Source organism: Parabacteroides sp. D25 (assembly GCF_000307475.1).
In the GTDB taxonomy this organism is placed as follows: Bacteria; Bacteroidota; Bacteroidia; order Bacteroidales; family Tannerellaceae; genus Parabacteroides; species Parabacteroides distasonis.
Genome location: NZ_JH976511.1, coordinates 1 through 25,575, shown reverse-complemented (window position 1 = coordinate 25,575; position 25,575 = coordinate 1). Strand labels below are relative to the sequence as shown.

Sequence of the window (25,575 nt, the reverse complement as noted above, 5' to 3'; positions counted from 1 at the left end):
CTTCTTTTTTGTTGATACTTTGGATTTTATTTTGGATTCAGTGGCGGACACGGGATTACATTTTCATGCCCTTGCCCGTTTTCTTCTGCGGCTTCTCCTGCTGCTGTTGCTGGCGGGCGTCCTTCGGGTTGGTCTGACCTTTCTGCAACGGCTCTCTCAGATTCTTTGTAGCCTCGTTGGTCTTGCCATCGTTGTTCACCGCCACCTGCGTGCGGCTCTCGTTGGACGGAGCAACCTGCTGTGCATTGTCAGGGTTCGTGTCGTAGCGGTACGGGCGTCCCTTCTCCGGGTTGAACTTGATATACATCGTGGCATGGAAGCCCTGCTTGTCGGTCACGTTCTCCAGCTTCACGGCTTTACCCGCCACATAGTCGGCTTTCTGCTGGTCGGTGAAGCTCACGCCGCTCCATTTGCTGATGGGGCGGATGCTGCCGTCCTCGTTCGTCCACGTGTTGCGGCGTTGCTCCTTCTTGGTCTGTGCGGCATTTTCCCCGCCCTGCGCCTGACTTTTCGATGTGTCGCCTTTGGTTTCCTGTGTCTGTGCGGTACGGGGCGACTTGCCGGTTCCCGGCACGAACTCCACGCCGCGCTGCTCCACGTTCACTTGCAGGGTGGTGACGAACTTTCTGCCGTCGTTGCGCTCGATGAGCTTGTCGCGCACGGGCAGTCCGGCGCGGAGCATGTCCCGCTCCTGCGTGGTGATTTCCGTCTTGCCGATGCGCTCCGGGATGCGCACCCTGCTTGCCGGAATGTCCGTGATTTCATTCGTCTTGCGGTCGATGCTGATGTAGGAGGGGATGATCTCGCCCGTTTCCCTGTCCACAATGTCCACGACCCTACCGAGATTGCCCGTTTCGCGGAGGTTCTTCCGGTCATTGTCGGAGAATTTGTGTTCCTTGTACTCATCCAGCTTCTGCTCCTTGCGGATGAAGTGCGGCACGAGGCTGATGTTTCCCTCACCGTCCTTCTTGAAGGAGAGGCGGGCGTCCAGCTCGAATGATTCGCCGCCGAAGGTCGGTTTGACCTTTACCAAGTCGGACTTGCCATAGTTGAGCATCTTCGTAAGGTCGCCGGACTTTTCAAGGTTGTCCCGCTTTACGCCCCATCTGTCCTCCAGCTCCTGCCAGTTGATTTTACTCTCGTCGATGGGCTGGTAGCCACGTTTGCCCTGCATCTGTTCGGATTTGTCCTGTTGCTGTTCTTTCCGTTGTTCCATGTTCTCCTGTTTTTGAGGTTCTTGTTTCTCTGTCTGTTGTGCTGCCATCTCTTCCTGCACCTTCTTCTCATAGTCGGAGGTGTCCACCTTGTGAGGGGCGAGCAGCTCCTTGTTCGCTTCGGGGTCTTTCAGCAGTTGCTTCATCACCTCTAAGAGATTTTCAGCTTGGTCTGCCGCAATGCGGTAGAAACCGAAGCGGCTGGGTTCCTTGCACTGCCGGAAGAAGTTCTTGAAGAAGTTGTCCAGCACGTCGCCATGTCGGTCGAATTGCAGGAAACTCTGCGCGTTCTCCGCTTTTGCGGGGGTGCGCTTGGGTGTGCCGTCCGCGTTCAGCCCGGCTACCACGCTGATCTCGCCTGTCTTCTCGTCACGGACTACCAGCACGTCCTTTTCGTCTTTTTTCTTTGCCATCTGAAAAATGTTTTAATGGGTTATTTATGAAAGAAATTATGGATACGAGCCTTGTAGAAGGCTATATCTTCCTTTTTGAAGTCCTTGATATGGTTGGAAAGGAATGTCAGCACGTCCTCCTCGCTGTAATAGGTCTTCTTGCCCAGCGTCTTGTAGGGCAATGCGCCTACGCTGCGGTAGCGTTGGAGGGTGCGTTTGCTTATCTGGAGCAACATGCACAAATCCTGATTGTCGAAAAGGCGGATGCTTTCCGTGATAGTGGGCTGTTTCCCCTCAGCCTTCATCGCCAGCAGCAGTTCGTCCTGACGGTCGAGCCGTTCCATCAGCTTCTGCATCCAGCCCTCGAAGTTGTTTCGTGTGAGCAGTTCCATGACCTATGTCCTCCTTCCTTTTGGTTTGCCGCCCGTGCGCAGCGTGTGGTTGTGGAACAGGGTGTCTATTGTCCCTTCCTCGTTCCTTACTGTGTTGTCCTCCAATAGCCGCAGTATCTCGGAAAGGCGGTAGCGGCAGCTTCCGCGTACCACCACATACTCGATACGGTGGTCGGTGCGCATACGCTGCATGGTGCGCTTGCTCACGTTGAGCATCTTCGCCGCCTGTGCCGTGTCAAGCAGCTTGTCTTCGGTTTCCCGCTTCCGTTTCTTCTCGTCCCTTGCCTCGCGGATGTACCCTGCGATGTTCGCAATCTGCGCCATCATCTCCTTGTAGGCGGAACTTTCCATTGTTATCACTTTCATGTTCAGTCCTTTCTTTTTGTTTCTGCGACAAAATTCGGCAATAAACAAAAGGGGCTTTAACAACTCACTACGTGACTCACGTAAGATTTTTGCGGAAGATGGCTCCGTAACCCGGTCAAACGGCGCAACAGGCAGCCTTTCAGCGGAAAACGATACGTCTTGTATGCCGTTTCGTTACCTTTGCGGCAAACTCTAAATGACATGAATATGGAAATAGTATCTATCGAGAAAAAGACTTTCGAGATGATGGTGGCGGCATTCGGCGCACTCTCGGAGAAGGTCGCCGCCCTGAGGCGCAAAAGCGACACGGGGCGCATGGAAAGATGGCTCACGGGCGAGGAGGTCTGCGGGCAGTTGAGAATAAGCCCGCGCACGTTGCAGACGCTGCGTGACAGGCGGCTTATCGGCTACTCGCAGATAAACCGCAGGTTCTATTACAAGCCAGAGGAGGTGAAGCGGCTGATACCGCTTGTCGGCACGCTCTATCCGCACGGCAGATGATTTGATTTATTCACCCACTGAATCCGAAGTTATGATGAACGAGAACAACGATGTTTTTACGATGGAAGACGAGCCGATAGCCTCTGTGGTGCAGGATATGCGCAAAGGCTCGAAATGGCTGTCCGCATTTCTGGAAAGCTACCGTCCTCCGCTGGACGGGGAACGTTACCTGACGGACGGCGAGGTGTCGGAACTGCTCCGTGTGAGCCGGCGCACCTTGCAGGAATACCGCAACAACCGCGTGTTGCCCTTCATACTTTTGGGAGGGAAGGTGCTTTACCCGGAAACGGGGCTGCGCGGGGTACTGGAAGCGAACTACCGCAAGCCGCTGGAGTGAGGCGGTTTCATGAAAAAGTAAACGGGTGACACCTTTTGTGGTGCTACCCGTTTACTTGTCTTATGGGGTATGTGCAATCAGCAATACCCGGCTTTTCCGTTCTGTATGAACATCACGTATGTCTGCCGTTTCTCTTGTGAGAGTGCCTTTCCCACCAGCCATGTGCGGAACAGGTGGGTGTTGTAGGTATTCACCCTGAAAGCGACCGGGATGATGATTTCAAGGGCGTACACGTCCGCGTGCAGCCCGTTTTCAAGCTGCATGTAGCGGCACACCTCGTAGTCGTTCAGCACGTCCGACTTGCGGACGGCTCTGATGGCGGCGTTCACTGCCGGGACGGTCGTATGGAACAATCCGGCTATTTCGGTGGCGGTCATCCACACGTCGTTACCGGTTACGCTGACTGCCTTGTCCTCGATGATGATTGTGTCACGTTTCATGGCTTTTCTTTTTAGATGGTGCAACCTGCAAATTCCTCGACGCCGTTCAATCTTGCGGCAAGGTTCTCCATGTCCTGATTGAGCTTCTCTTTGGTTATCTTTGCGTAAATCTGCGTCGTCTTTATGCTCTTGTGTCCGAGCATGGAGCTGACCGTTTCGATGGGAACACCGTTGGAGAGGAATATCGTCGTGGCTGCCGTGTGGCGGCTCTGATGCCACGTGATATGCTTGGTGATGCCGCAACGCTTGGCGACGGCACGGATACCGGCAAGGCACGTGTTATAATGCGGAACGGGAAATATCCTGCCGTCCCCGCACAGTCCCCGGTATTTGCCGATTATGCGGTTGGCGATGTCGAGCAGGCGGATGTTGGACACCACGCCCGTTTTCTGGCGGTTGATGTTTATCCACTCGTGTTCGTCGAAGTAGGTGCGGATATTCTCTTCCGTAAGGTTGCGCATATCCGCGAACGACAGCCCCGTGAAGGCGCAGAACAGGTAGAGGTCGCGGTACAATTCCTGTTTGGCGTTTTTCAGTTTCCCCTCCATCAGCAGGCGGATCTCATCTTTGGTCAGGAAACTGCGTGTTGTTTCCTCCTTCTTGATTTCATACTCGCGGAACGGGTCGCGCGTCAGCCACTCGTTGTTGATGGCGATGAATACCATCGTCCGTAACGGGCAGACGTACAGCCACACGGTATTGGTGCAGCAGTGCTTGTCCGTGCGCAGGAACATCTCGAAGTCGGAGATGAAAGCCGGGGTAAGCTCTTTTAGGGCGATGTCCTTCACATGGTAGCGGATGTCGAGGAACTCTTGCATGTGCTTGTAAACGGTGCGGTACTTCAGCAGCGTGCCTTTGGCTTTCATGCCTGCCTCCACCTGCTTCTCGTAGTCCTCGTTGTGCTGGCGGAACACCTGCATCAGCGTGTGGTAGCGGTGTTCCAGTCCGAGAAAGGCGTTCTTCACCTTCTCCGCCGTGACGAAGTTGTCACGCTCCATGATTTCCTGATAATGCCTGTTGATGCGTACCCGCATCTTGTCAAGCATACGGTTCGTTTCGAGTGCCGCCGTGCTTCTGCCCGTGACACGTCCACCTTTGGTGTCCCACAGTTTCGGATCGACAGTCAGTTTGCAGCTGAACTGCGTCTGGCTGCCGTCCACCGTGATGCGTCCCATGACGGGAACTGTCCCGTCCTTTTTCACTACCTGACGCTTGAGGTAGTAGATTACTGAAAATGTACTCTTCATTGTCCTTAATTTTGGGGTTTCAAAATTAGTTGGTGAAGAGTCCGGTGTTGGTACGCAAAACGGGGAGGAACGGCGCAATCTTTTTCCGTAACCTGATTTTTCGCATGAGTTATGGATAACTCACTATTCCTTAGAGCCTTGTTTCGCTATTCGTACCCGTTTGTCGCATTTTCGGGCATGGTTACGAACAAGTAACGTAGCGGCGTCAGGATTTGGCTTCGGCAGGGATTGTAATGGCTTCACGGATTATCGCCACTTCAACCAAAACCCTTGTAACTCAATTCTATCACTATATCTTTCCGCATTTCACTTTTTTGTAGTAACTTTGCAGACTTAAACAACAAGTGTCCGCCTATGAAGGAAAGCAATACGCAAAAAGAGTTGAGCAGAGTCCCCAGGACTCTCAGCGAGTCTTCCAACACGAAAGTATTGGAAGCTCTATTTGATGCAGGCGGCACTGTCATGTCTGACATTATCATTTACGTGGCATCTTCACAAATGAAAGACCTGTTCGGTGACTGCTGGTTCTCCATCAACGATTTTTGTGAGGTCATGGGGTATGAGCGAACCAAGCTGCAACGGAAACTGACCGAGAAGCAGCTTGATTTCCTGTTCAGCAACCAACGTCCGGTATATATCACCGAACAGAACGGGCAAAAGATAGAGCATCCGATAGAGAACACCTTTGAAGCGGCGTTATACCGTTTAGGGACATCCAACCTCAGTGTAGCATACGCCATGAACGGCAAGACGCAATATAAGTTCATTCAAATACTGGATCGCTTTGAGATAAAGGATGACTTCAGCACGAAAAAGCGCACCAAGCGGAATTACAACGTGCATCTGAGCAAAGATCTGATGAATACTTTGCTTACCGAATACAATCTGCTGGAACTGAAAGACTACCGTAACCTGCCCAACCGCAAAGGCTACCGCAAGTTTTATCTGAACCTGGCGAAAATGATTTACCTGATCAAGTATAAGATTGACCAAGGACAAGCACCTTATTTCACCGTTACGGTTGACCAACTTGCCAAGGAATTTGATGTAATGGTAAAGGACAACCATGACCGGAAGAAGAAGGTGACCAGCATCTTAAACGGTATCAACAAAAAGCTGGAAAGAACCAAATTCCAATACCAGTACATCAAAGGAAAAGGGGAGAAGTGGCCCTACACCGTACAGTTTTTCTTTGACAAGGAAACATTGGAATATTTCGATGAAAAGATAAAGGCGATATTGACCTCGCAATATTACGATGCGCTCAAATCATCCTTCTTGTTAAACAAGAAAGGCATTCCCGTGAGCAGACATTATCAATATAAGGATTTCTTTAAATTGGGAACCGGCGAATATTATCATGAATTTACCGCATGGCTTTATTCTGAAGAGGACAAGGAGATTAAGGAGAACATCTACCGGGATATCTATATAAAGGTAGTAGGCATTCGTCCAGAAGACCTTGCCGTCAACTTAAATCCCTAAAAGTTGGAACAAAAATCATAAAATAGTATCTTTGCAGCGGATTGTCAGGAAATTGGCAGTCTGCTTTTTACATACGTCCGTCTGTCTAACAAAAGAGTGGCATCTATCGTTAAGGAATTAACAACAACAGGCGCATGCCTGTACCAGTATGAAACTGGTACGGGGCGTGCCTTTGTTGTTGAAACGCCACGTCCATGTTAGAGGGTACGTTTCCGTACCCTTATATAAACATAAAACAAATTCAATGGTTCAAACAATTGCCACCCTGATAGATGAGACGCTCATGGTAATGGACGCCCATCTTCACGTGCGGATGACAGACGAAGAAAAGGCGTATCTTGATGCTCATTTCGAACTTATCCATATCAAGAAGGGAGAACACCTCGTCACTAGGGGCGAGGAAGTATGCTACCTCTATTATCTGGAATCCGGCATCGTCCGGTTATGGTTTCCGGACAAAGAGAATAGAGAGATTTCAGCACGGTTTATCCAAGCCAAAGAGTTCATCAATTTTTTCCTTTCACATGAAGAACACCATGCCCACTACAATATCAAGGCATTGGAGCCATGCAAGATCTGGAGATTGCCCAAAAAAGACCTTCATCAGCTATATGAGTTATCCATCAACTTCAACAAGCTGGCCAGAATACATTTGGTAAGATCCATCAACCGCAAAATAATAAGGGAAGAGGAGTTTTACACACTGGATGCCGAAGCGCGTTACAAAGCGCTTTTGGCCAATGAAAAATGGCTGTTACGTTCAATACCCTTAAAAGACATAGCAAGTTATATCGGCATCACGCCACAAGCATTGAGCAACATCCGAAAGCGCATATAAACCAAACCCTATAAGCCGGGCAGGACAGTTTTACACAACTAATCCTATCCGGCTTTTTTCTGTAGAATTATTCCACACCTGCCGGTTTACGGCACATGTATTTTTTAATGCACATTAAATAAACACGAAAGGCCCTTTAAAAGCCCTTCATAAAATTTGCTCTCCCGTATATAATCTATATGTTTGGAGCGAAAACAACGCGATAAGCACCTTGATTCGGTTCTGGCGACAGGAATCCGCGTAAATTGGAAACACCGTATGAGACAAATAGAAAAATATATAACATTAATAACCTAAAGAGTAATTCCCATGGAACACATCAGACTGACTGCTATCAGCCTTAGCCTGCTGTTATGCACCGTAAGCGCTTTTGCGCAACGCCATTATGAGAACATCCCGGCACTTGAATTGAACTACGGCACTAACCTGTTCGGCAATGCAGGCAACTATTACAACCTGTCCTTTTCCAGATACATCAACCGGACAAGCTATTGGAAAGCCGGGCTTAGCTATTTTGAGAAGCCTTACGAATACACACCCAACCTACCGCAAGTCTCTACCTTGAACCCGGAAGAAACGATTCCCGAAACGATACATGATAAGGGTAAGGACTTTTATGTGGACGGCGGTTATTACAGAACCCTGGCCAGCAACCTGAAATCCGTTTACTGGGGCATCGCCCTGGGAGGATTCATCGGTACAGAATACGTCCGCCACCCCGATAAGGAATACAACTTCATCATCGGCCCGAAACTGGAAACGGAACTGGAAATATTCATCCTGCCCCGAACGGCATTGCTTGCCCGCATACAACAACATTGGAATCCCCTATCCATTGACAAGTGGAACACTGTCTGGAACGTAGGAATAAAGATACTGCTCTACTAACCGACAAATCATATCACCATGCTTATTATCATATTGTTAGCCGATACAAATGTATCCGGCCTGATCTCCTTATACCGTGAAATAGGCGCCATGCTGATAGGGGTAGGCTTTCTATGTGCCGGACTAGCGGTACTTAAAAAGCTGATAAGCAACCACGAGCGCACCAAAGAGGCCATCATCACCTATATCACGGCATTGGTCACTTGGCTCATTATCTGGCAACTCTTATGAACGTAGTGGATTTGATACTGGTTGCCATACTCGCCTGTGTCACGCTTCACTTTTACTTCCGGAAAAAGAAGAAAGCCCTTTCTTCCGGAAAGGAGAAAGAGAAGCCGATAAGGGGGGCGGTGCGCAAGGAAGGGCAGGAGAGAGCCTATCCGGTCATCTGCGTGGTATTTCAGCCTGAGCTGGAAGAAGAGGAACTGGCCGCCGAGATAGCCGATATGTATCTGCATGGAAGAGCCTACTACTACTCAGGCAAACCCCTGCCGGAACAGCCGAAAGAAGAGCCCATATCCATCAAGTATAAGGATGTGCAATGGGAGAGACTGAAAACGATTCATGTTTAATTAAAAAATAGGAACAAAATGAAAGCAATCGAAAATGTAAAAGAAAAAGCGAACCAAGTCATTAACCGCTACGGAAAGGTTATCTTCACCTTTCTCATATTCTTCACGCTGTTGGGAACGGCACAAGTGGCGGAGGCACAAAGCGGCCTGAAGATCAACAGCCTATCCGAAGTGACAGACAAAGCCAAAGAGGGTACGGACACCATTCTGGACGTAGCCAAATACATTTTGGCGGCGGTACTCGGCATCGCCCTGGTCTTTGTCATCTATTCGCTTGCCACGAACAATCCCCATGCCAAGGAATACCTGCTCGGCTGGATCATCGCCGTGGTAGTCATCATGGTGGCCTTCCTGATTATCTAAAAACGAAGAGCCATGAGAACCATGCGTAAAATCAACAAGCCGATCAAGTTCTTCGGTCTGTCATCGGGACAGTTCGCCATCTTCATGCTGCTGACGGCCATCATCATCATCGTGAGCATATTCAAGCAGCTGCACCCGATACTCATCATCGGAATCATTTCCGCCATTCTGTTTCTATCCGGTCTGCTGTTCCAAACCTTGAAAAAGGAACACAAGGCCGGTAACCCGGACTACCTGACCGGCCTCCAGATCAAGAACGCCACCCCCCGGCAGATAACGGACAAACGGCAGATTTTCAAATTCATCCTAAAACAGCAACCATGATAGGAATCATCATACTCATATCACTGCTAATCTGTGCGCTGTGCCTGCTGATTGCTCTGCTGTATATCCGGCAGACAGAGATAGAGGTGAAGGACAAATCCGTGGATCTGGAAAGTGTCTTGCCTATCCAGACCATCACGGAGAACGCCGTCATCAACGGGAACGGTGACATCACCGTCGGCTACCGGCTGCTTCTGCCCGAAGTGTTCACCTTGTCGGAAAGCGAGGCGCAATACATCCATGAGCGGTTGGAGGCTCTTTTGAAGATGCTTCCGGCAGGCACGGTCATCCATCAGCAGAATTTCTACTATACGGGGCGATACCATCATGCAGAATACTCTTCCAATGCCCTGATAGCGGAGAACAACCGTCATTTCAACGGCAAGGAGATACTGAACAGCTACACCAACCTGTATGTGACGTTCACGAACGGCAACCGAAACGGTAAGATACGCAAAAGCGCATCGGGCACCTCGCTGATGCGAAAGCTGCACTACCCGTTCAAGCAACCTTATAAGGAATATCAGCAACGGCTGACAGAAATGGAAGCCTTTCTGATGAACTTTGAGAACGGCTTGTCATCCATCCAGCAGTTTGAGATACGCAAGATGGATGATACGGAACTGAACAACGCCATCTACGACTACGTCAACCTCTCTTACGAGACACCGGAAAACGATGCCACGCAGAAGAGCGTCAACCCTATGGCCGTCAGTGAAAGCGGAAGCATGAAAGTAGGGCAACAGCACGTTTCCATCCTTTCGCTGACCAATGAAGGCGAGCATCTTCAAGAACTGGCCGTGCCGCACACCGGCAAGTCGAAGGCATACGGGGGAAACATAGAGATACCGGACAGCATACGGAGCAAATGCTCGATGCTGTACCCCGTAGGACTTGGTCTGCCGTTCAACCACATCGTAAACATCGTGATAGAGATAACCGATCCCGATGCCACCGTAACGGCCATCGGTGCGGAGAAAGACGCGCTGAACTACATCACCAACTTTTATCCGCCCGCAGCGGAGAAGCAACGCGAGCAGGCAGCTTTCTGCGATGAGATTACCCAGTTCGACTACCAGACCGCCTATACCGCCTTCAATGTCGTGCTGAACGATACAGACCGTACCTCGCTCATGCGGAAAACCGCACTGGTACAGCAAGGCTTCAGTTTTATGAACCAAAGTTCGTGCTATGTGGAGAACGCCGAGCTGTGCAACCTGTTCTTCTGCAACATACCCGGCAATGCCAGGGCCAATTACCGGGGCCTCGTCAACACGACCAAGCAGGCCATCTGTTATCTGCAAAAAGAGGGGATGTACCTTTCGGACGAGAAAGGACATATCTACCATGACCGTTTCGGTACTCCCGCCAAGATAAACCTCTGGGATTATCCGGCGCTGAACAACAAGAACCGCATCGTTATCGGCCCGTCCGGTTCCGGTAAATCTTTCTGGCTGAACAATTACATCCTGCAAAGCTATGAACTGGGCCGGGATGTGATGATCATCGACATCGGCGGCTCTTACCGCTCGATGATAGCCTTGAACCGGGGCAAATACTTCGACTCTACCGAGCAGAAGAAATTTGCGTTCAACCCCTTCTTGTGTGACCGTGACAAGAACGGCAAATACCTATACATCGACACCACGGATGCCGAGTCCGCCGATGACCAGATAAAGACCATCGTCGCCATTATCAGCTACATTTGGAAGGTACGTGAACCCATGCTGCCTGCCGAGAACGCCATTCTCAGGAAATCCGTCATCGGATTTTACGACTATGTGAACAACTCTTCAATAGGAGAGAAGCATGAGCGTATCTTCCCAACGCTGATAACTTACCGGGCTTATCTGAAGGAAGTGTTCAGCAAACGGATGACCGAGTTTGAGAAACAGAAATTCGAGATAGAGGAGCTGTTGCTTTTGCTGGAACCCTATACGGACGGAGAGCTGTCATTCCTGCTGAACGCCACCGAGAACGTGGATATCGTGCATGACCGGCTGATAGCCTTCGATATGGAAGATGCCTCTAAGAAAGAGTACTTTCCACTCGTTGCCATCATCACCCTGCAAATGATCGTGGATAAAATCAAGAAACGCCAGGGATTTGCCAAAGAACTGATCATCGACGAAGCGCTCGACTTCCTGCAAGACGAGAAATTCGGAGACTTCATCGCCTACCTGTACCGTACCTTCCGTAAAAAGGAGGGAAGCATCACGCTGGCCGCACAGAACATCCTGTTTTTGAAAAACATGCCGTCCAGTATCAAGGACTCCATCATCATCAACTGCGCAACCAAGATTATCCTCGACCATTCGGAACACCGGCAGAACCTGCCGGAAGTGAAAGCCGTGCTTTCCATCACGGACGAAGAGGCCTATATGATCGAGTCGTTGCAACGCACGGAACGCTGGAGAGAGTTTTTCATCAAGATGTCGAACGATGCCTTCATCTTCCGCAACGAGGTGTCCGACTTCGCCGCCGTAGCCTTCGATTCGCGCCAAGCGACGGTAGTACGGCTGAAGCAGTTGTTCAACGAAAGCGGCTCGACCTATACGGCCATCAACCGCTATCTGGAGGAAAGGAGGAAAAAGTATGGATGACGCCACCCAAGGGCTGACCGCCCTTCTAAGCTGGTCAACCGACTTCAACGGCAGCGCATACAATCTTGCCGGAAGCATTGCCGCCGCACTTTTAGGCGTTGCGCTCATTTTCGTGGTATGGGCACTGGCCATGAAAAAAGAGAACGCCAAAAGCTATCTGATAGCCTGGCTGGTATGTGTCATATTCACCCTATTATTCATCATCAACAAATAACCGTCATGAAAAGAATCATTCTCATACTCGGACTTTCCGTCTCGATGGGGTTGATGGGAACCGGCAGCGTTCATGCCCAGTTTGTCGTGCATGATCCCGGACACACCCTGCTGAATTCAACGGAATGGATCACCAATGTCAATAAATGGGTCGCACAAATCAATGAAATGATAGACGCCCAGGAACTGAGGCTTGGCCTGCAAAAAATCGACCAGCTGAAGGAACTCAAGTCACTGAAAGAACTGGCCGATTTACTTGACGATGTAGCCTGCCTAAGCAGTGACTACAGTTTTTACCTGAATGTAGGTTCAAATTACCACTGTTTGAAATTTCTTAATTTTCAGCGTGTAACCGTCAACCTGAGCCTGAGTACCGATTTGCTGTTCAAGGTAGCCACCGTGACCAGTTACTTCTCGATGAACTCGGAAGGACGCATGTCATTCATCGAGCAAGTGAAGGAATCGGTAGAGAAGGCAGCTGAAGAAATGCGAGAGTTTAACGAATCCGTGCGTTCCACGGTCATTTACAAATCCATGAAAGGGCATAACCGGAAGACCTACTATCAGGGACGGCTGGCCGCTTTCACACGACACACCAATTAAAGCGTTATGAATCAAGACAATTTTCTCTGGGGACTCCAGATCACGGACGGCCTGACAATGGAACTCGTTTCGCAAATGACGGTCATCGCCTTCGGTGTTGGTGTCATATGTTTTATCTGTAACCTGGCATACAACTATCTCTATCACGGAGCCAGCCAGCTGTTAAGCCCGAATGAGGACAAATTTCCCGACATGATGGAAATCACCCGTTGCCTGGTACTGTTCTTCTGCCTGAGTATGTACACCCCCATCGCCCAAACCATCGTAGGCACGATGGAAGTAATTAACGAAGCCACCTCGCTGACCTCCGAGCGTGCGCAGGAATTTGCCCAGTTCATGGCACAATCAGCCACCGAACAAGGAGAGATGATTGCCGAATACGACAAACACAGCCTCCAGTCGGAGGTAGCAGCCGGAGAAGACAACACCGGCGCCATGCAGTACGAACTGGATAAAAAGATGGAAGAGGACGAAATGACCGGTGTACGCTCCAGCGTGGAGAAGATTGTGCAGCTGCTCAATCCCGCCAACCTCGCCACCCTTGTACTTCATGGCATTTCCGCCCTACTGGTAGGAATCATACAAGTAGTCATCTTAGGTATCGGCGTGGTCATTGTCAAGCTACTGGTCATTCTCGGCCCGTTCGTATTTGCCGTGAGCATGCTGCCGGTCTTTCAGAAACAGTTGAGTATCTGGTTCGGTACGCTCTGCTCCGCCTGTATGGTATTCACCGTCATCAATATCCTGAACCAAATCATGTGGCAGACCTTCAAGGCCATCTATACGGAAAGTGCCGACATGGTGGACGCAGCTACGCAGCAGATACAATATTTAGGAATGGATCTCGCCCTGATCGGTGCTTATTGCAGCTGTTTCTGGCTATCCTCCAAAATCGTAGGACACAACGATGCCGGGAAAATCATTTCGAAAACCGTGTCAATTGTCACCACGGCGGCCACCATCGCCCTGATGGGAGGCACAGCGGCAGGCGACAAGCTGACCAACGTAGGCGGTGCCGCCTCTATCGGGGCAAGTTTCATAAACGACAACAATAAAAAATAGAACTATGAATCTGATGAAATTCAAAGGAGCAGATGATGCGGTCAAGCTGACTATCCGGCTTTCAGCCGGGTACTGCATCATCCTGACTATCGCTTTTGCCTGCAGTATCATCTTCCTTATCAACAAAATAGAAAAAGCATACGGCCAGGCTCTCGTCATCGACAGGCAGGGAGAAGTCTATGAGGCAAGCAGCCTGTCTGCCAGCGATATGCGGCAATACGAATACATGAACCATGTAAAGACCTTCGTAACCCACTGGTATGCCTTTGACGAGAGCAGCTACGAGAAGAACATTTCGCTTGCGCTCAACCTCATAGGCAACAAGGGGAAGGAGCTGTTGAATGAGTACAACGATGTGAATATGCTGAACTCACTCATACAAAAGAATATCCGTTACGGGGTACGCATCAAGGATGTAAAGATTAACACCCAAACGATACCCGTTTCCGGAAAGATAATCTTCACGCAAACCGGGTACCGGGCACGGGGAAGCATCTCACGTAATATCGAAGCGGAGTTCACCATCTATGATATGCTGTCCCGCAGCGAGGAAAATGTGCACGGAGCCAAGATAGAAGATTGGATTGTCCGCTATTCCGAACCCGTGGAAAACAACGGCGCCAACACATCGCAGGCAACTTCTCCGGGCAAGAATGAAAACCAGTCAGAAACCTCTAAACCAACCGACCATGGAACCGAATAAACTTATCAAAGACAAGAACAAGCTGTTGATGGCCATCCCGGTAATCCTGGGCATCCTCTTCCTTTATGTATTCTTCATCCGTGAGAACGGGAACGGGATGTCAGGGAGTGACAAACAGGCCGCCTCGCAAGCCTTTCTGGAGCCACAGTCGGAAATGGCCGACAAGGTGAACGACAAGATGGAAGCCTATAAGCAGGACAAACTGGAAGAGCAGGAGAAGGCACGCATCTTGAAAGAGTCTCAGGTCAAAGGATCTGATTTTTACTTCGAGCTACAAAACCAGCAGGAACGGTATGACCGTGCCACACTGGAGCGCATCCGCCGTATGCAGAACGATCCGTACAGCGAAGTCATGGCAGAATACGGAGGTGGCCGGAACGGACGCTTCTCTCATCAGCTGGAAAGCCAACTGGACGGACTGGAGGACGAGCAGGCGCTCAACGAGATTATCCGGGAAGCCAAGAAGAACTCACGCATCCGTAAAGAGCTGGAAGAATCCGACAAATACCGCAAGCGCATGTATGAACGGATTGTCAATTATGACCAAGAGGGAAAAACGGAGAAAGCCGCCTCCAACCCTTCCGGCCATCCATCCACCGACAGCCTGATGCAAAAAGGCCCGATCTACCGTGCCGAAAACGGCAAGCGTGTACGCCGCCAACCGACCTCCGCACCGGGAAACAGCAACCTCTTCAGGGCTTGCATCCACGGCGACCAGACCGTAGTCACGGGCAGTACGGTACGGATGCGGTTGCTTCAGGACGTAACCCTATCCGGCATGAAGATACCGGCCAACACGCTGTTTTACGGTGTCGCCACTTTGGGAGCCAACCGCCTAGATGTGGTGGTCAGCAACCTGAAGGTAGGAGACAACCTTAATCCCGTATCGGTGGTTGTCTTCGACAATGATGCCATGGAAGGTTTGAACCTGCCCAATAACCTGAAGGCCAGTGCAGCCAAGCGTATGGAACAAGGTCTTGTACAGAACATCGACATGCCGCTCTCTTCCATCGGCACGATGGCCAGCGAAGTGACCAGCGTAGTCAACGCCACCACCCAGGTAGCCAAGCAAATCCTGAACATGAGCCTCTCACAAGTGAAGGTACATCTCAAGTCCAACTACGAAATGTATATCCAGGAAGAGAGTCAGGAATCGAAGTTGCGCAGGCAAGCCGTGCAAGCGGAGTTACAGAAGCTCTATGAGCAAATGGAACAAGAGAAAACGAACAAGAAAAATCATCCCCTTCAAACATTGATAGACAAATTATGATAGACATTCTCAATTACCTGCTTGCCTTGTCTGCGGTCTTTTTCGGCTATCGCATCTATGTATCGCGCTGTAGCGGGAAATCCTTCAAGGAGATACGTCCGTTGACCGTTTCTTTCGGTATCACCCTGCTTCTGTTATGGTGCATCACCGTATTCACAGCCTTTTTTTCAAGAACCGTTTAACATATCGACAACATGAAGAAATACATTCGCCTATTGTTCTGCTGCCTTGCGTGCAGCCTGTCGCTCTCCGCTCAGGAAAGCGTCAAACCCCGGCAACAAGCCATCAGCCAGAAAGAGATACACATCACTTTCGATTGCGTGAAGCACCTGGTCTTTCCCGCACAGGTCTCGGACATCGCCATTGGCGAGCAGGAGCTTGTCATGGCCAGCCGGGTAGAAGAGGCACCCCATATCGTCAGGCTCTCGGCGCAAGCGGAAGGATTCACCGAAGAGACCAACCTGACCGTAGTCTGCATCGACGGAAGCGTTTACACCTATCACATCCGCTACCTTCCCGAAAGCGGCACGGATTCACACCCGAACATTTACGAGGACAACAGGAAATGGCAGCACCATGACTATCAAGCAGAAGTCAGCGACCTCCATCTGGCCGAGTTCTTCTTTCCGGAGGACATCGCTTACGGAACGCCCGGCAACGAGGTGTCCTTCACTCTGGCCACCTACAACAACCAGTTGAAAGTATCAACCGCCAAAGATGCCGTGGCATATTCCAACCTGTTTGTGGTGGATAAGGCCATGAACACTTACCACATCACCATCAAACGGGGCAACACCTCCGTATTCACCTACAATTTCGATGACCAGCGCAAATATACCGCCCATGTGGATGTGAACAGTGAGGAAATGGAAAGATGCATCCAAGAGCTGCGCACCAAGAAGCGCAACATCTACAGCCTGGGGGTCATCGAGAACAAGTTTGAGTTGTCAATGGCCAATCTGTATGTGCATGAGGGCTTCATGTTTTTCATCTTTGACCTGAAAAACAAATCATACATCGACTACGACATCGAGTTTGTCAAATGTTTCCAGCGTGACCAGAAGAAGAGCAAGAACGTCATCCAGCAAGAAACGACCATCGAACCTATCTATCAGAAAGATTTTGACACGAAAATCAAGGGCAAGAGCCAGAACCGGCTGATACTTGGTTTCGACAAATTCACGATACCCGATGATAAGGTATTCGAGATCGAGATTTACGAGCGAAACGGGGGGCGGCACATCAAGCTGGCCGTGTTGAACGAATACATCCTTTCCGCAGAACCCTTATACAAGCCACAGCCATGAAACTGAGAGAAGCATTAGACACCTATATGTTCGACAACGTGGGACAGTTCGGCGGCATCGCCGAATCACTGGGCTATCAGACCGAATACCGGGACGGATATTTCCGGTTCCGCAAAGACGGGGAAGAGCTGAGCATGAGCGTAAGCGAAATCAGGGAAAAAGCCGGAGCAAAGTACGATGAAAGCCTTCGTGACCAATCAAAAGAACGTGTATCCGCCCTTTTTGACAAGGAACGTGCCAATGATCCTAAATATGTCGCCGAGCTGGAGAAGGAGGGCATCAGCATCAAGCGGTGGGAGAACCTGAAGGGACATGACAAGGACGGCTTTACCGTCATCGACCATCGCCTGAAGGTATGCTACACCGGACAGTCGCTCTATGAATACGCCTACAAGCAAGGGAACATCTTCGACGGGAAAGGCACCAAGCAGGAAAAGGGTGTCATGTCTGATTTGATGGAGATACACGGCAAACCGGGGAAGCTCCGTTTCAACGATGACGGAATCTCCGTATTCTACCGCAAAGAGGCGTTGATTATCCCGGACAAGGTGCTGGGAAAGAAGTTGGGCAAGAAAGAGAAAGAACAGCTGCTTGCCGGTGACATCGTACCCATCACCGTAAATAAGAAGGACATCCTGCTGCAAGTTGACCGGGATCTGAACTCCGTCATCCTGCGCACCAACCAGGAAATCAAGATTCCCGACATCATCGGGCAGACCAGCGAATATGGCGGCTACAAGTTAACCAAAGCCGACAAATACCTGCTCGCCAACGGCCATGCACTGGAGAACAAGCTGCTGCACAGTCCGGAAGGCTACTTCATTGCCGACATCCAACTGACGGATGACAGGAAAGGAGTCATGATACAGAACATACAGAGTATCACTCCCGGCAAGGCACAAGAGCTGATCAAGGCCATGCCCCCCAAACTGGAAGCCCATGCGGCCAACATAGAGGCTGCAAAAGAGCAAAAACACGAAGAGGGGCGCAATATGGAAGCCGAGTTTAAGGAAGCGGTGGGCAAACATGACTTTGAAAAAATCGGGAAGCTCAAAGAGGAAGGATATAAACCCAGTGAAGAGTTTATCAAAGGAATCGGTAAGGAACACGGTCTGGATGAAAGGCAAACCCATGAAGTCATCCAGCTGTTCGGCACCAAGCCGGAAGAACAGGGCGAACATGAAAGGCAGGCCGCACGTCTGTTGGATGCCGCACAGACCGACAACTTTCATGTCATCCAAGAGATACAGAAAGAAGAGTACCGGCTCACCCAACAAGACCTTACCCGGATGCGTGAAACGGGTGTGCAAGCCAACACGCTGATAGCCGTACAAAAGATTTTCGGGATGGAAGGCAGCACAAAGACACTGGGAGATGTCAAACTGGCCAGCACACCCAAACCCGACAACAGCAAGGAAATGGCCCGTCCGATAGCCAGCACCATCAACCGGGCTTTCAATGACTTATAACCTAAAAAATCAGGAATTATGGATTACGATGAATTAGTACAGAAAAACATTGCAGGAGAAATCAGTGACTTAGAGTTTCTACTTACACAGGAAGAGCTTGCACAGGCCTATCAAGAAGAGATGGCCGCCAAGCATCAAGAGACAAACAACCAAACGGCCAGAGAATGGCTGCTTGATTACGAGAACAGAAATCTATACCAATAAATCATGGATACAGCAAATGACAAAGCATTACAGCGTTTCGCCGAACTGATGATCGAGAAGATAAAGCAGGTGGAAGATAACTGGCAGAAGCCTTGGTTCGGGATAAAGGGTGGGGGACTTCCGCAAAATATCGAGGGAAGAACCTACAACGGAGTAAATTCCTTCATGTTGTTTCTACTTTCGGAAAAAGAGCAGTACAGCCTGCCGGTCTATATGACCTTCATGCAAGCCAAGGACAGCGGCCTTAACATACTGAAAGGAGAAAAGTCATTCCCGGTCATTTACTGGAATTTCTCAGTAAGAGACAAGAACGGAAAGAAAATACCTTTCGACGTATATAAGAACCTGGATAAAAACGAGCAGCAGGAATATAAGGTCACGCCGTTTCTGAAGACATACAATGTGTTCAACGTACAGCAGACCAATCTTCAGGAAACGAAACCGGAGAAATGGGAAGCATTGAAGGAGCAATTCAAGATACCGGCCATCAAGGATGAGCAAGGGATGCTCACCGTGCCTCTGATCGATGCGATGGTACGGGAACAGCAATGGATCTGCCCCATTTATTCCAAGGAAGGAAATAGTGCTTACCATGCAAGGGGAGAAGAAAACCATATTGTCGTACCCCTGAAGGGGCAGTTTAAGGACGGAGAGAATTTTTACTCCACACTACTTCATGAGATGGCGCACTCGACTGGAGAGCCTGAGCATCTGAACCGGGAAAAAGGCGTGATTTTCGGAGACACGCAATATGCCAAAGAGGAACTGGTTGCCGAACTCACCTCCGCTACCGTCGGGCAAAGCCTGGGCATATCCACCTATATCCGGGAAGAGAATGCCATGTATCTGAAGCACTGGCTGGGAGCCTTGAAAGAAGATCCCAAATTCATCTATAACATCCTTGCCGATGTAGGCAAAGCCAGTAATATGATTCAGGAACACGCCTCACGGATGGAACAGTACCTCACACCGGAGGAACGGTTTACGCTGGCCGTCCTGCAAGACAACCGTCCGGTATTGGAGCAGATGAAGAATGAAGGTTTTATTCCTTCATCCCGACAATTGGAAAGCCTCGCCGCCAACCATCCCACGGCAAGCAACCTTGAAACACTATACGGCACTTTCGGCATTTCGCTGCCTGTCATGGAAGCGGAACCGGCCATGAAAAATACGAATGAGCCACAGCTCGGATTATAAACTTTTAAAAACCATCATTATGTTTACAGGACAAATTATCGGTTATGTCGGTGCGGATGCCCGGCAGAACAAGAACGGAAAAGGATTCAACTTCCATGTATCCACCAAGTACAAGAACGTGAACAACGAGGAACAGACCCTATGGGTATGCTGCTTCGTAAATTACGAGAGTAAGGTCTTTGAGTATCTGAAAAAAGGGACACAGGTATATGTCTGCGGCGATGTGTATGCCGATGTATTCCAGAAGGATGACGGTAGCCACATCCCATCCGTCAGCCTGACCGTCTCACGCATTGAGCTACTGGGAAAGGCTGAGAAAAAAGAGAACGGTGACGGAACGGCAACCGGACAACCCCAATAACTGCAACGGCCATGGAAAGAGAAAAGAAAGACCTGTCATTCATCCTGATCCTGCTATCCACGCTCATCGGGACAGCCGTACTGTTTCAGTGGGCTATCGTTACGGGATTATACGCTCCACTACGTAATCCGGCCATGTGGGAAAGGCTGATGGAAAAGGATGCCCTATTCCGGTTTCTCTACGTCATCCTGATCGGCGGTCTTGCTTTTCTCTTCCCGGTAGGCAAGGTGAAAGACGAAAACAAGAAATGGGGTTACACCAGTATGACATTGGTTTCGGCATCCATGCTGGTTATCGGATTCAGCCGGTTATCAGCGTGGTATAACCTATTTGTGTTTCCTACTGTGTTTGTGGCGTACACGCTGCTTGTCATCAAGACTCTGCCTTATTTCATCCGGCGCCATGCCCAATCCGATGACAGCATTTTCGGGTTAAGCCGGGAAGAATCAGCTTTCTACTTCCGCTTTGAGACCGCCTCCGGGCCGTTGGTCATCCATAAGCCGCAGCAGAATGTCTATATTGACGGCGGTCCGGGAAGCGGTAAATCGGAAAGCTGGATCAAGGGAATCATCTACCAGTGCGCCGAGCGCAACTATGCCGGATTCGTGTACGACTGGGAGGGTGATCCCACCAAGGACAAGTCACCCATCCTCTCACGTATCGCCTACGGAAGCATTGAATACTTCCGGGCTAAAGGAGTGGATACACCCCGTTTCGCCTATATCAATTTCGTGGATATGTCACGCACGGTCAGGGTAAACGTACTCTCTCCGAAATATATGTCAAAGGGCAACGAATCGCTATTCATCCGTAACATCATCATCACGCTGATGAAAAATCTGGAAGCCAGTTGGAAAGAAAAAACAGACTTTTGGGCCAACAATGCCATTAACTACGTCTATTCAATCGCCTACAAATGTTTCAAGGAGAGGGAGCTTGGCATCTGTACGTTGCCCCATGTGATAGCCCTTGCCCTTTCGGACAGCAACCTGGTATTCCATTGGCTGTCGGAAGATCCTGAAATCGCATTGAACATGTCCTCGATGCTGACCGCCTGGAAGTTGGGCGCACAACAGCAGACAGCCGGAGCCGTATCATCCGCACAGACTCCGCTGGTACTCCTGAACAACAAATACATCTTCTGGGTGTTGTCACCACTTCCCGAAGAAGAGTTCTCTTTGGATATAACCAACAAGGAACACCCAACGCTGTTATGCGTAGGCAATGCGCCCACCATCAAGGAGGCCGTATCTCCCGCCATTTCCTGCATCGGCAGCGTACTGATGTCGCAGATGAACAATCCCGGCAAAGCAACCAGCGTATTCATGGTAGATGAATTTCCGACCATCCTGTTACAAGGCATCGACACCTTCATCGGTACCGCCCGAAAACACAATGTCGCCACCATCCTTGCCGTCCAGGACTTCAACCAAGCGGTCAGGGACTATGGAGAGAAGAGTGCCAACATCCTGAAAGCCTCTTGCGGAACACAAGCCTACGGCATGACCGGAAACGAGAAGACGGCCAAGGACATTGAGAACCTGCTTGGCGAGAAAAAAGAGGCACAGGAATCCTATTCCCACCAGACAAGTGGAAGCGGCAGCGTAACGGAAAGCCTGCAAAAAGAAAAGGTCTTAAAGGCAAGGGACATTGCCGGGCAAGCAGCCGGGCACTTCATCGGCAAGATTGCCGGAGGCAAGCCGCCATTCTTCAACGTGCAGATGGATATGTGCCGTTTTGAAGAGAAGGAGATACCCCGTTTCTCCTTGCCGGTCAAACTAGGCAACGGCAAAGAAGAGATGGAACTGGAAATCCTGGAAGAGATTATCCAGCAGAACTACATTAAAATCATTGAAGATGTCAACGCTATCCTTAAAAAGATAGAGGACAAATTAAAAGAAAAGTCAGCAGTTCCGGCAGCCGGGACACATAAGACAGAACAAAAAATCATCCGATAACATTCAACAAAAGAATCCTACCATGAGAAAAATCCATTCATTATTAGTGGCAGCCTGCTTATTGGCGGCTTCATGCAACAGAGAGGAAATCCAACCGGAAACAGACAAAGCCGGTATGTATCACATCACCGTAGCCGTAACCGGCACCTCACCCAAAGGCAGTGTACATATATACAATCTTGACGGCGTGAAATTCAGGAACAAACGCACCGGCACCTCCGCATTTTCCGTAGATCAGACCTTCACCGATAAAGTGGAATACAGTACGGAAAAGCCAGTCAGCCAAATTACCGTCCAAGGCATCCTCTATTCCAAAGAGAACGCAACCATCACCCTGCAAGTAAAGAAAGACGGTGAAAGCGTGTTCAACCAGAGTAAACAGCTAGAGGCCGTTCCCAGTATAGACAACACGGTAGATTTGGTTTACAGTACCGTGAAATAAAATCAAAAAAACATATATTTTCTCTTTCGTATTTAGATGATATTTATTATCTTTATGAAAGATAATCTTTCTCATTTATAATCTAAACTCAGATAAAATGAGATTCAACTAATCCAGTCAATCGTATGAAAGTCGATTTCAATCAGATAAAAACAACCATTTCTCTGCCCGATTTCCTGCTGGAGCTGGGATGGAAAATCGTGGAAGGCTCTTCCAACTCTTGTCCCAAAATGAGCAACGGAACGCATACCATCGTCATCAAGCGGAACTCACAGAACCAATATACCTATTGGGACGTGCATAGCGACAGCGTGCGTGGCCGAAGCATCATGGATCTGATGCAGGAACATCTATTTGAAACAACCGGAAAAATGCCGACCTTGCGCGAGGTGGGAGAGATCCTTCAGAACTACATCAACACCAACCGCATCACGACACCCGAAAAAAGCCGGTATGAAGTCGGTAACACAAGCATGGGAACGGACGAACTGCATTTCTACCTACGCCAACTGCAAACTTACAAAGGAAACTATCTCTCAAAAAGAGGTATCTTGAAAGAAAGCATCGAAAGCCGGTTCTTCAAAGACACTTTCTTTATCCGTGAAGTAAAGAACAAAGGGAGTGTTTACCGAAACGTGTGTATCAAGATGTACAATGAAAACGGTGTACAAGCCATTTCACAGCGGAATGAGGCGTTCAAGGGTATTCTCGGTGGCAAGTTCGACTGTCTGGCGACCAGCAACCATGACAAAAGCCGCCCGATAGACATTCTATACATCGGGGAGTCATTTATCGACTGTATCTCCCACTATCAGCTATGCCATTCCGGAAGCGACCTCAATCTCGTATATGTATCTACGGAAGGGACATTCACGGAAGGACAAATGAGGCTATTACGCCTGATTCTTGACAAAAACCAGGTAAAGGAGCTTCGGAGCATCTTTGACAACGACAAGCAAGGACACAAATACACCCTATGGCTGCATCGTTACTTTCATGGCGATACGACTGATGTCGAAAGCCTGAGCAACGATGAACTCCGCAACAAGGTACAGGAACTGAAGAACGTCGAACTTTCGGAAAACAAGGATTGGAACGATGATTTGAAAGTCTCGTGTGGTATCTATACCTCCACGGATGGCGGCCAGTAACCTCATAGATTTGCTCAATCACATAAATACAACAACCAATAAAATCAGGTCAATATGAATATCAAGCACTTATTTTTTTATATGCTGCTCATTGCCTTTTCCTCATGCAGCAAACCCGGCTATGAGAAAGCCATTGCAGAATGGATTCAGACAGATTCTCACGGTACCTGGACGGATTTAAAGTTCGAACTACTGGAAGTGCTGGAAACAGAAGATGTCACCGTATCGGACAGCCTGCGCTATCTGAACAACAAAAGCGCACAATTATCCGCTGTCATACAGAAAGCGGAAAGTCCCCGTGCCCTATTCAAACCGTCCTTTTCCGCCTATATGGAAGCCGAAAAAAGCCTGAAAGCAACGGATGCCATGAAAGCCAACTACCTGCACCGTGACAGTACGGAAGTTATCGGCAAGATATTAAAATGCAGGTATGCCATCATCCAGCCACACTCAGGGGTGCAGCAGAAAAAGACGGCTTCTTTCCTATTGTCCCCCGACAAGGAAAAATGTATCGGAAAACTAAAGTCGGCAAGCAAATAATCCGAGCGTAACGATGTGTTGTAGCGACAACGTTTTTTGGGTTCTTTTTGGGGCGTATTCCCAAAAAGAACTCCCACACATTTAAATGTGTGGGCTATTCATTACACTACCATCCTTTCTCTTATCAACGGTATATTATCCCGTACCAAATTCAGAATCCGATCATGATAGGCTGATAATTGGTTAGACTTTCCACGGCACTGGCACACCTCCATCCTGCTAAGTGAAAACTCCACCGTTTCCATGCGCCTTCCATCCACCATTGCCGACATTATCAACGAATCTTCTCTCTTATAATAGGCGTTGCTGAATACACAATGATGCAGCAACTTTCCCTCTTTATAAAAGTCCGAAAGGCTTTCCAATACCCGAACCATAATATTTCCATCCGCAAACGAAAGATTAAAGAAACGTGATTTGGCAGCAATATAGTCTTTTTCATCCTTTTCAGAATATTTTTTCTTACATTTCCCCATCACCCAATCATGCGCTTCTTCTACATTTAACGGACACAAATAATGAGGATTTCTCGCATCTAATTTATTTTCTATCAGCATATCCACATAGTCCAGCCACAAGTCCGCATCATGTATCACATAGTTATGCCTTAAACAGATTTTTATATATGTCCAATACTTATCCATACCGTATTTTCTCTCTAAAAATCTCAAGAACAAATTCATTTGCCCTGCCTTATATAATATCTCCATCCGATTATCAGTTAATAATGTCATAAAGAAGGAACTCGGACAAATATCATAAAAGGCACCCTTAAATCCATTCCTCGTAAGTTCGGGTATCACTTTCATTCTCGGATAGATAACCGCCGGGCAAATATCATAAATACGGTCATGATGCACATTCCGCTTACGCAATTCCAAAGAACTTCCATATATCCATGCATCATAATAAAATATAGACATGCCTCGCAGCAAAGACAGCGTTTCTGTCTTGCCCTCTTTATTCATCCAACACTGTACCGCCTCAATTATAAAGTAATTAGCCGGAGAGCCTTTTTTCAGCCGACAGTCCACCATAACAATACTTCGGTAATTTTTTAGTGAAGTATTGACATAACTGTTATATGATGATTAAATTATCTCAATATTTTACGCGGATTGGTCCGGCAACAG

Annotated in this window: 31 protein-coding genes; 25 read left to right on the top strand and 6 right to left on the bottom strand. The window is 49.0% G+C overall.

Annotated elements, in window-relative coordinates; genetic code table 11:
* Positions 1–55: 55 nt before the first annotated feature.
* Genes HMPREF0999_RS20950 through HMPREF0999_RS20940 form a run of 3 tightly spaced genes read right to left on the bottom strand, consistent with a single transcriptional unit; the run spans position 56 to position 2,364 of the window.
* Complete coding sequence (locus HMPREF0999_RS20950; RefSeq protein WP_004291455.1) at positions 56–1,627, bottom strand: DUF3945 domain-containing protein; 1,572 nt, start codon at positions 1,625–1,627, stop codon at positions 56–58.
* Between the two features lie 20 nt (positions 1,628–1,647).
* On the bottom strand, positions 1,648–1,998 hold the full coding sequence (locus HMPREF0999_RS20945; RefSeq protein WP_004291454.1) for a helix-turn-helix domain-containing protein: 351 nt from the start codon (positions 1,996–1,998) through the stop codon (positions 1,648–1,650).
* 3 nt (positions 1,999–2,001) lie between these two features.
* The gene (locus tag HMPREF0999_RS20940; RefSeq protein WP_004304264.1) at positions 2,002–2,364 is read right to left on the bottom strand and encodes a helix-turn-helix domain-containing protein; all 363 of its coding nucleotides are present in this window, start codon (positions 2,362–2,364) and stop codon (positions 2,002–2,004) included.
* 201 nt (positions 2,365–2,565) lie between these two features.
* Between HMPREF0999_RS20940 and HMPREF0999_RS20935 the strand changes: the two genes are divergently transcribed.
* Both HMPREF0999_RS20935 and HMPREF0999_RS20930 read left to right on the top strand, forming a co-directional pair.
* Positions 2,566–2,865: a helix-turn-helix domain-containing protein gene (locus tag HMPREF0999_RS20935; RefSeq protein ID WP_004291426.1), complete on the top strand. Its 300-nt coding sequence runs from the start codon at positions 2,566–2,568 to the stop codon at positions 2,863–2,865.
* Positions 2,866–2,896: 31 nt separating this feature from the next.
* The gene (locus tag HMPREF0999_RS20930) at positions 2,897–3,202 is read left to right on the top strand and encodes a helix-turn-helix domain-containing protein (RefSeq protein WP_004291424.1); all 306 of its coding nucleotides are present in this window, start codon (positions 2,897–2,899) and stop codon (positions 3,200–3,202) included.
* A gap of 77 nt (positions 3,203–3,279) precedes the next feature.
* Here HMPREF0999_RS20930 and HMPREF0999_RS20925 read toward each other — a convergent pair whose 3' ends face one another.
* A complete protein-coding gene (locus HMPREF0999_RS20925) occupies positions 3,280–3,642 on the bottom strand; it encodes a hypothetical protein (protein ID WP_004291423.1) in 363 nt (120 codons plus the stop codon).
* Between the two features lie 11 nt (positions 3,643–3,653).
* Positions 3,654–4,889: a site-specific integrase gene (locus HMPREF0999_RS20920; protein ID WP_004291422.1), complete on the bottom strand. Its 1,236-nt coding sequence runs from the start codon at positions 4,887–4,889 to the stop codon at positions 3,654–3,656.
* Positions 4,890–5,243: 354 nt separating this feature from the next.
* Between HMPREF0999_RS20920 and HMPREF0999_RS20915 the strand changes: the two genes are divergently transcribed.
* The 23 genes from HMPREF0999_RS20915 (at position 5,244) to HMPREF0999_RS20805 (ending at position 24,442) form a co-directional block, all read left to right on the top strand.
* Positions 5,244–6,374 carry a hypothetical protein gene (locus tag HMPREF0999_RS20915; protein WP_009276853.1) on the top strand — a complete coding sequence of 377 codons (1,131 nt, stop codon included), beginning with the start codon at positions 5,244–5,246 and terminating at the stop codon, positions 6,372–6,374.
* Positions 6,375–6,618: 244 nt separating this feature from the next.
* Positions 6,619–7,212: a Crp/Fnr family transcriptional regulator gene (locus HMPREF0999_RS20910; RefSeq protein WP_009276852.1), complete on the top strand. Its 594-nt coding sequence runs from the start codon at positions 6,619–6,621 to the stop codon at positions 7,210–7,212.
* A 309-nt stretch (positions 7,213–7,521) separates the two neighbouring features.
* Complete coding sequence (locus HMPREF0999_RS20905; RefSeq protein ID WP_009276851.1) at positions 7,522–8,100, top strand: conjugal transfer protein TraO; 579 nt, start codon at positions 7,522–7,524, stop codon at positions 8,098–8,100.
* A gap of 18 nt (positions 8,101–8,118) precedes the next feature.
* Positions 8,119–8,331, top strand: coding sequence for a hypothetical protein (locus HMPREF0999_RS20900; protein WP_005868879.1), 213 nt, complete (start codon positions 8,119–8,121; stop codon positions 8,329–8,331).
* Positions 8,328–8,672: a hypothetical protein gene (locus tag HMPREF0999_RS20895; RefSeq protein ID WP_009276850.1), complete on the top strand. Its 345-nt coding sequence runs from the start codon at positions 8,328–8,330 to the stop codon at positions 8,670–8,672. Before HMPREF0999_RS20900 ends, HMPREF0999_RS20895 begins: the two co-directional genes overlap by 4 nt.
* A gap of 18 nt (positions 8,673–8,690) precedes the next feature.
* Positions 8,691–9,035 (top strand): hypothetical protein, encoded by a 345-nt coding sequence (locus HMPREF0999_RS20890; protein ID WP_009276849.1) that lies wholly within the window; start codon positions 8,691–8,693, stop codon positions 9,033–9,035.
* A 12-nt stretch (positions 9,036–9,047) separates the two neighbouring features.
* On the top strand, positions 9,048–9,359 hold the full coding sequence (locus HMPREF0999_RS20885) for a hypothetical protein (RefSeq protein WP_009276848.1): 312 nt from the start codon (positions 9,048–9,050) through the stop codon (positions 9,357–9,359).
* Positions 9,356–11,962: a TraG family conjugative transposon ATPase gene (locus HMPREF0999_RS20880; protein WP_009276847.1), complete on the top strand. Its 2,607-nt coding sequence runs from the start codon at positions 9,356–9,358 to the stop codon at positions 11,960–11,962. Before HMPREF0999_RS20885 ends, HMPREF0999_RS20880 begins: the two co-directional genes overlap by 4 nt.
* Positions 11,955–12,176 carry a hypothetical protein gene (locus tag HMPREF0999_RS20875; RefSeq protein ID WP_009276846.1) on the top strand — a complete coding sequence of 74 codons (222 nt, stop codon included), beginning with the start codon at positions 11,955–11,957 and terminating at the stop codon, positions 12,174–12,176. Before HMPREF0999_RS20880 ends, HMPREF0999_RS20875 begins: the two co-directional genes overlap by 8 nt.
* Before the next feature lie 5 nt (positions 12,177–12,181).
* Positions 12,182–12,778, top strand: coding sequence for a hypothetical protein (locus tag HMPREF0999_RS20870; RefSeq protein ID WP_009276845.1), 597 nt, complete (start codon positions 12,182–12,184; stop codon positions 12,776–12,778).
* 6 nt (positions 12,779–12,784) lie between these two features.
* The gene (locus HMPREF0999_RS20865) at positions 12,785–13,840 is read left to right on the top strand and encodes a hypothetical protein (protein ID WP_009276844.1); all 1,056 of its coding nucleotides are present in this window, start codon (positions 12,785–12,787) and stop codon (positions 13,838–13,840) included.
* A gap of 4 nt (positions 13,841–13,844) precedes the next feature.
* Positions 13,845–14,543 carry a hypothetical protein gene (locus HMPREF0999_RS20860; RefSeq protein ID WP_009276843.1) on the top strand — a complete coding sequence of 233 codons (699 nt, stop codon included), beginning with the start codon at positions 13,845–13,847 and terminating at the stop codon, positions 14,541–14,543.
* A complete protein-coding gene (gene traM, locus HMPREF0999_RS20855; protein ID WP_009276842.1) occupies positions 14,530–15,813 on the top strand; it encodes a conjugative transposon protein TraM in 1,284 nt (427 codons plus the stop codon). The genes HMPREF0999_RS20860 and traM overlap by 14 nt, the downstream gene beginning before the upstream one ends.
* On the top strand, positions 15,810–15,995 hold the full coding sequence (locus tag HMPREF0999_RS20850; protein WP_009276841.1) for a hypothetical protein: 186 nt from the start codon (positions 15,810–15,812) through the stop codon (positions 15,993–15,995). The genes traM and HMPREF0999_RS20850 overlap by 4 nt, the downstream gene beginning before the upstream one ends.
* A gap of 12 nt (positions 15,996–16,007) precedes the next feature.
* Positions 16,008–17,120, top strand: a complete 1,113-nt coding sequence (locus HMPREF0999_RS20845) for a DUF4138 domain-containing protein (RefSeq protein ID WP_009276840.1) — start codon at positions 16,008–16,010, stop codon at positions 17,118–17,120.
* Positions 17,117–18,589 carry a DUF3945 domain-containing protein gene (locus tag HMPREF0999_RS20840; RefSeq protein WP_009276839.1) on the top strand — a complete coding sequence of 491 codons (1,473 nt, stop codon included), beginning with the start codon at positions 17,117–17,119 and terminating at the stop codon, positions 18,587–18,589. The genes HMPREF0999_RS20845 and HMPREF0999_RS20840 overlap by 4 nt, the downstream gene beginning before the upstream one ends.
* Before the next feature lie 18 nt (positions 18,590–18,607).
* Positions 18,608–18,793 (top strand): hypothetical protein, encoded by a 186-nt coding sequence (locus HMPREF0999_RS20835; protein ID WP_009276838.1) that lies wholly within the window; start codon positions 18,608–18,610, stop codon positions 18,791–18,793.
* A gap of 3 nt (positions 18,794–18,796) precedes the next feature.
* The gene (locus tag HMPREF0999_RS20830) at positions 18,797–19,990 is read left to right on the top strand and encodes an ArdC family protein (protein WP_009276837.1); all 1,194 of its coding nucleotides are present in this window, start codon (positions 18,797–18,799) and stop codon (positions 19,988–19,990) included.
* Positions 19,968–20,351 (top strand): single-stranded DNA-binding protein, encoded by a 384-nt coding sequence (locus HMPREF0999_RS20825; RefSeq protein WP_008771429.1) that lies wholly within the window; start codon positions 19,968–19,970, stop codon positions 20,349–20,351. The genes HMPREF0999_RS20830 and HMPREF0999_RS20825 overlap by 23 nt, the downstream gene beginning before the upstream one ends.
* A gap of 11 nt (positions 20,352–20,362) precedes the next feature.
* Positions 20,363–22,309 (top strand): type IV secretory system conjugative DNA transfer family protein, encoded by a 1,947-nt coding sequence (locus HMPREF0999_RS20820; RefSeq protein ID WP_009276836.1) that lies wholly within the window; start codon positions 20,363–20,365, stop codon positions 22,307–22,309.
* 22 nt (positions 22,310–22,331) lie between these two features.
* Positions 22,332–22,751, top strand: coding sequence for a hypothetical protein (locus HMPREF0999_RS20815; RefSeq protein ID WP_009276835.1), 420 nt, complete (start codon positions 22,332–22,334; stop codon positions 22,749–22,751).
* A gap of 125 nt (positions 22,752–22,876) precedes the next feature.
* Positions 22,877–23,902, top strand: coding sequence for a toprim domain-containing protein (locus HMPREF0999_RS20810; RefSeq protein ID WP_007844620.1), 1,026 nt, complete (start codon positions 22,877–22,879; stop codon positions 23,900–23,902).
* A 54-nt stretch (positions 23,903–23,956) separates the two neighbouring features.
* Positions 23,957–24,442: a hypothetical protein gene (locus tag HMPREF0999_RS20805; protein WP_009276834.1), complete on the top strand. Its 486-nt coding sequence runs from the start codon at positions 23,957–23,959 to the stop codon at positions 24,440–24,442.
* A gap of 101 nt (positions 24,443–24,543) precedes the next feature.
* Here HMPREF0999_RS20805 and HMPREF0999_RS20800 read toward each other — a convergent pair whose 3' ends face one another.
* Positions 24,544–25,479, bottom strand: a complete 936-nt coding sequence (locus HMPREF0999_RS20800; protein ID WP_008781142.1) for a PcfJ domain-containing protein — start codon at positions 25,477–25,479, stop codon at positions 24,544–24,546.
* Positions 25,480–25,575: the final 96 nt, after the last annotated feature.

What these genes read in the sequence shown, in the direction of transcription:
- HMPREF0999_RS20950 (WP_004291455.1), bottom strand. Translation starts at nt 1,627, where the DNA reads ATGGCAAAGAAAAAAGACGAAAAGGACGTGCTGGTAGTCCGTGACGAG.
- HMPREF0999_RS20800 (WP_008781142.1), bottom strand. Translation starts at nt 25,479, where the DNA reads ATGGTGGACTGTCGGCTGAAAAAAGGCTCTCCGGCTAATTACTTTATA.
- HMPREF0999_RS20875 (WP_009276846.1), top strand. Translation starts at nt 11,955, where the DNA reads ATGGATGACGCCACCCAAGGGCTGACCGCCCTTCTAAGCTGGTCAACC.
- HMPREF0999_RS20845 (WP_009276840.1), top strand. Translation starts at nt 16,008, where the DNA reads ATGAAGAAATACATTCGCCTATTGTTCTGCTGCCTTGCGTGCAGCCTG.
- HMPREF0999_RS20935 (WP_004291426.1), top strand. Translation starts at nt 2,566, where the DNA reads ATGAATATGGAAATAGTATCTATCGAGAAAAAGACTTTCGAGATGATG.
- HMPREF0999_RS20895 (WP_009276850.1), top strand. Translation starts at nt 8,328, where the DNA reads ATGAACGTAGTGGATTTGATACTGGTTGCCATACTCGCCTGTGTCACG.
- HMPREF0999_RS20940 (WP_004304264.1), bottom strand. Translation starts at nt 2,364, where the DNA reads ATGAAAGTGATAACAATGGAAAGTTCCGCCTACAAGGAGATGATGGCG.
- HMPREF0999_RS20925 (WP_004291423.1), bottom strand. Translation starts at nt 3,642, where the DNA reads ATGAAACGTGACACAATCATCATCGAGGACAAGGCAGTCAGCGTAACC.
- HMPREF0999_RS20815 (WP_009276835.1), top strand. Translation starts at nt 22,332, where the DNA reads ATGAGAAAAATCCATTCATTATTAGTGGCAGCCTGCTTATTGGCGGCT.
- HMPREF0999_RS20910 (WP_009276852.1), top strand. Translation starts at nt 6,619, where the DNA reads ATGGTTCAAACAATTGCCACCCTGATAGATGAGACGCTCATGGTAATG.
- HMPREF0999_RS20945 (WP_004291454.1), bottom strand. Translation starts at nt 1,998, where the DNA reads ATGGAACTGCTCACACGAAACAACTTCGAGGGCTGGATGCAGAAGCTG.
- HMPREF0999_RS20905 (WP_009276851.1), top strand. Translation starts at nt 7,522, where the DNA reads ATGGAACACATCAGACTGACTGCTATCAGCCTTAGCCTGCTGTTATGC.
- HMPREF0999_RS20890 (WP_009276849.1), top strand. Translation starts at nt 8,691, where the DNA reads ATGAAAGCAATCGAAAATGTAAAAGAAAAAGCGAACCAAGTCATTAAC.
- HMPREF0999_RS20820 (WP_009276836.1), top strand. Translation starts at nt 20,363, where the DNA reads ATGGAAAGAGAAAAGAAAGACCTGTCATTCATCCTGATCCTGCTATCC.
- HMPREF0999_RS20930 (WP_004291424.1), top strand. Translation starts at nt 2,897, where the DNA reads ATGATGAACGAGAACAACGATGTTTTTACGATGGAAGACGAGCCGATA.
- HMPREF0999_RS20840 (WP_009276839.1), top strand. Translation starts at nt 17,117, where the DNA reads ATGAAACTGAGAGAAGCATTAGACACCTATATGTTCGACAACGTGGGA.
- HMPREF0999_RS20885 (WP_009276848.1), top strand. Translation starts at nt 9,048, where the DNA reads ATGAGAACCATGCGTAAAATCAACAAGCCGATCAAGTTCTTCGGTCTG.
- HMPREF0999_RS20920 (WP_004291422.1), bottom strand. Translation starts at nt 4,889, where the DNA reads ATGAAGAGTACATTTTCAGTAATCTACTACCTCAAGCGTCAGGTAGTG.
- HMPREF0999_RS20880 (WP_009276847.1), top strand. Translation starts at nt 9,356, where the DNA reads ATGATAGGAATCATCATACTCATATCACTGCTAATCTGTGCGCTGTGC.
- HMPREF0999_RS20805 (WP_009276834.1), top strand. Translation starts at nt 23,957, where the DNA reads ATGAATATCAAGCACTTATTTTTTTATATGCTGCTCATTGCCTTTTCC.
- HMPREF0999_RS20865 (WP_009276844.1), top strand. Translation starts at nt 12,785, where the DNA reads ATGAATCAAGACAATTTTCTCTGGGGACTCCAGATCACGGACGGCCTG.
- HMPREF0999_RS20915 (WP_009276853.1), top strand. Translation starts at nt 5,244, where the DNA reads ATGAAGGAAAGCAATACGCAAAAAGAGTTGAGCAGAGTCCCCAGGACT.
- HMPREF0999_RS20850 (WP_009276841.1), top strand. Translation starts at nt 15,810, where the DNA reads ATGATAGACATTCTCAATTACCTGCTTGCCTTGTCTGCGGTCTTTTTC.
- HMPREF0999_RS20830 (WP_009276837.1), top strand. Translation starts at nt 18,797, where the DNA reads ATGGATACAGCAAATGACAAAGCATTACAGCGTTTCGCCGAACTGATG.
- HMPREF0999_RS20835 (WP_009276838.1), top strand. Translation starts at nt 18,608, where the DNA reads ATGGATTACGATGAATTAGTACAGAAAAACATTGCAGGAGAAATCAGT.
- HMPREF0999_RS20900 (WP_005868879.1), top strand. Translation starts at nt 8,119, where the DNA reads ATGCTTATTATCATATTGTTAGCCGATACAAATGTATCCGGCCTGATC.
- HMPREF0999_RS20825 (WP_008771429.1), top strand. Translation starts at nt 19,968, where the DNA reads ATGAGCCACAGCTCGGATTATAAACTTTTAAAAACCATCATTATGTTT.
- HMPREF0999_RS20870 (WP_009276845.1), top strand. Translation starts at nt 12,182, where the DNA reads ATGAAAAGAATCATTCTCATACTCGGACTTTCCGTCTCGATGGGGTTG.
- HMPREF0999_RS20810 (WP_007844620.1), top strand. Translation starts at nt 22,877, where the DNA reads ATGAAAGTCGATTTCAATCAGATAAAAACAACCATTTCTCTGCCCGAT.
- HMPREF0999_RS20860 (WP_009276843.1), top strand. Translation starts at nt 13,845, where the DNA reads ATGAATCTGATGAAATTCAAAGGAGCAGATGATGCGGTCAAGCTGACT.
- traM (WP_009276842.1), top strand. Translation starts at nt 14,530, where the DNA reads ATGGAACCGAATAAACTTATCAAAGACAAGAACAAGCTGTTGATGGCC.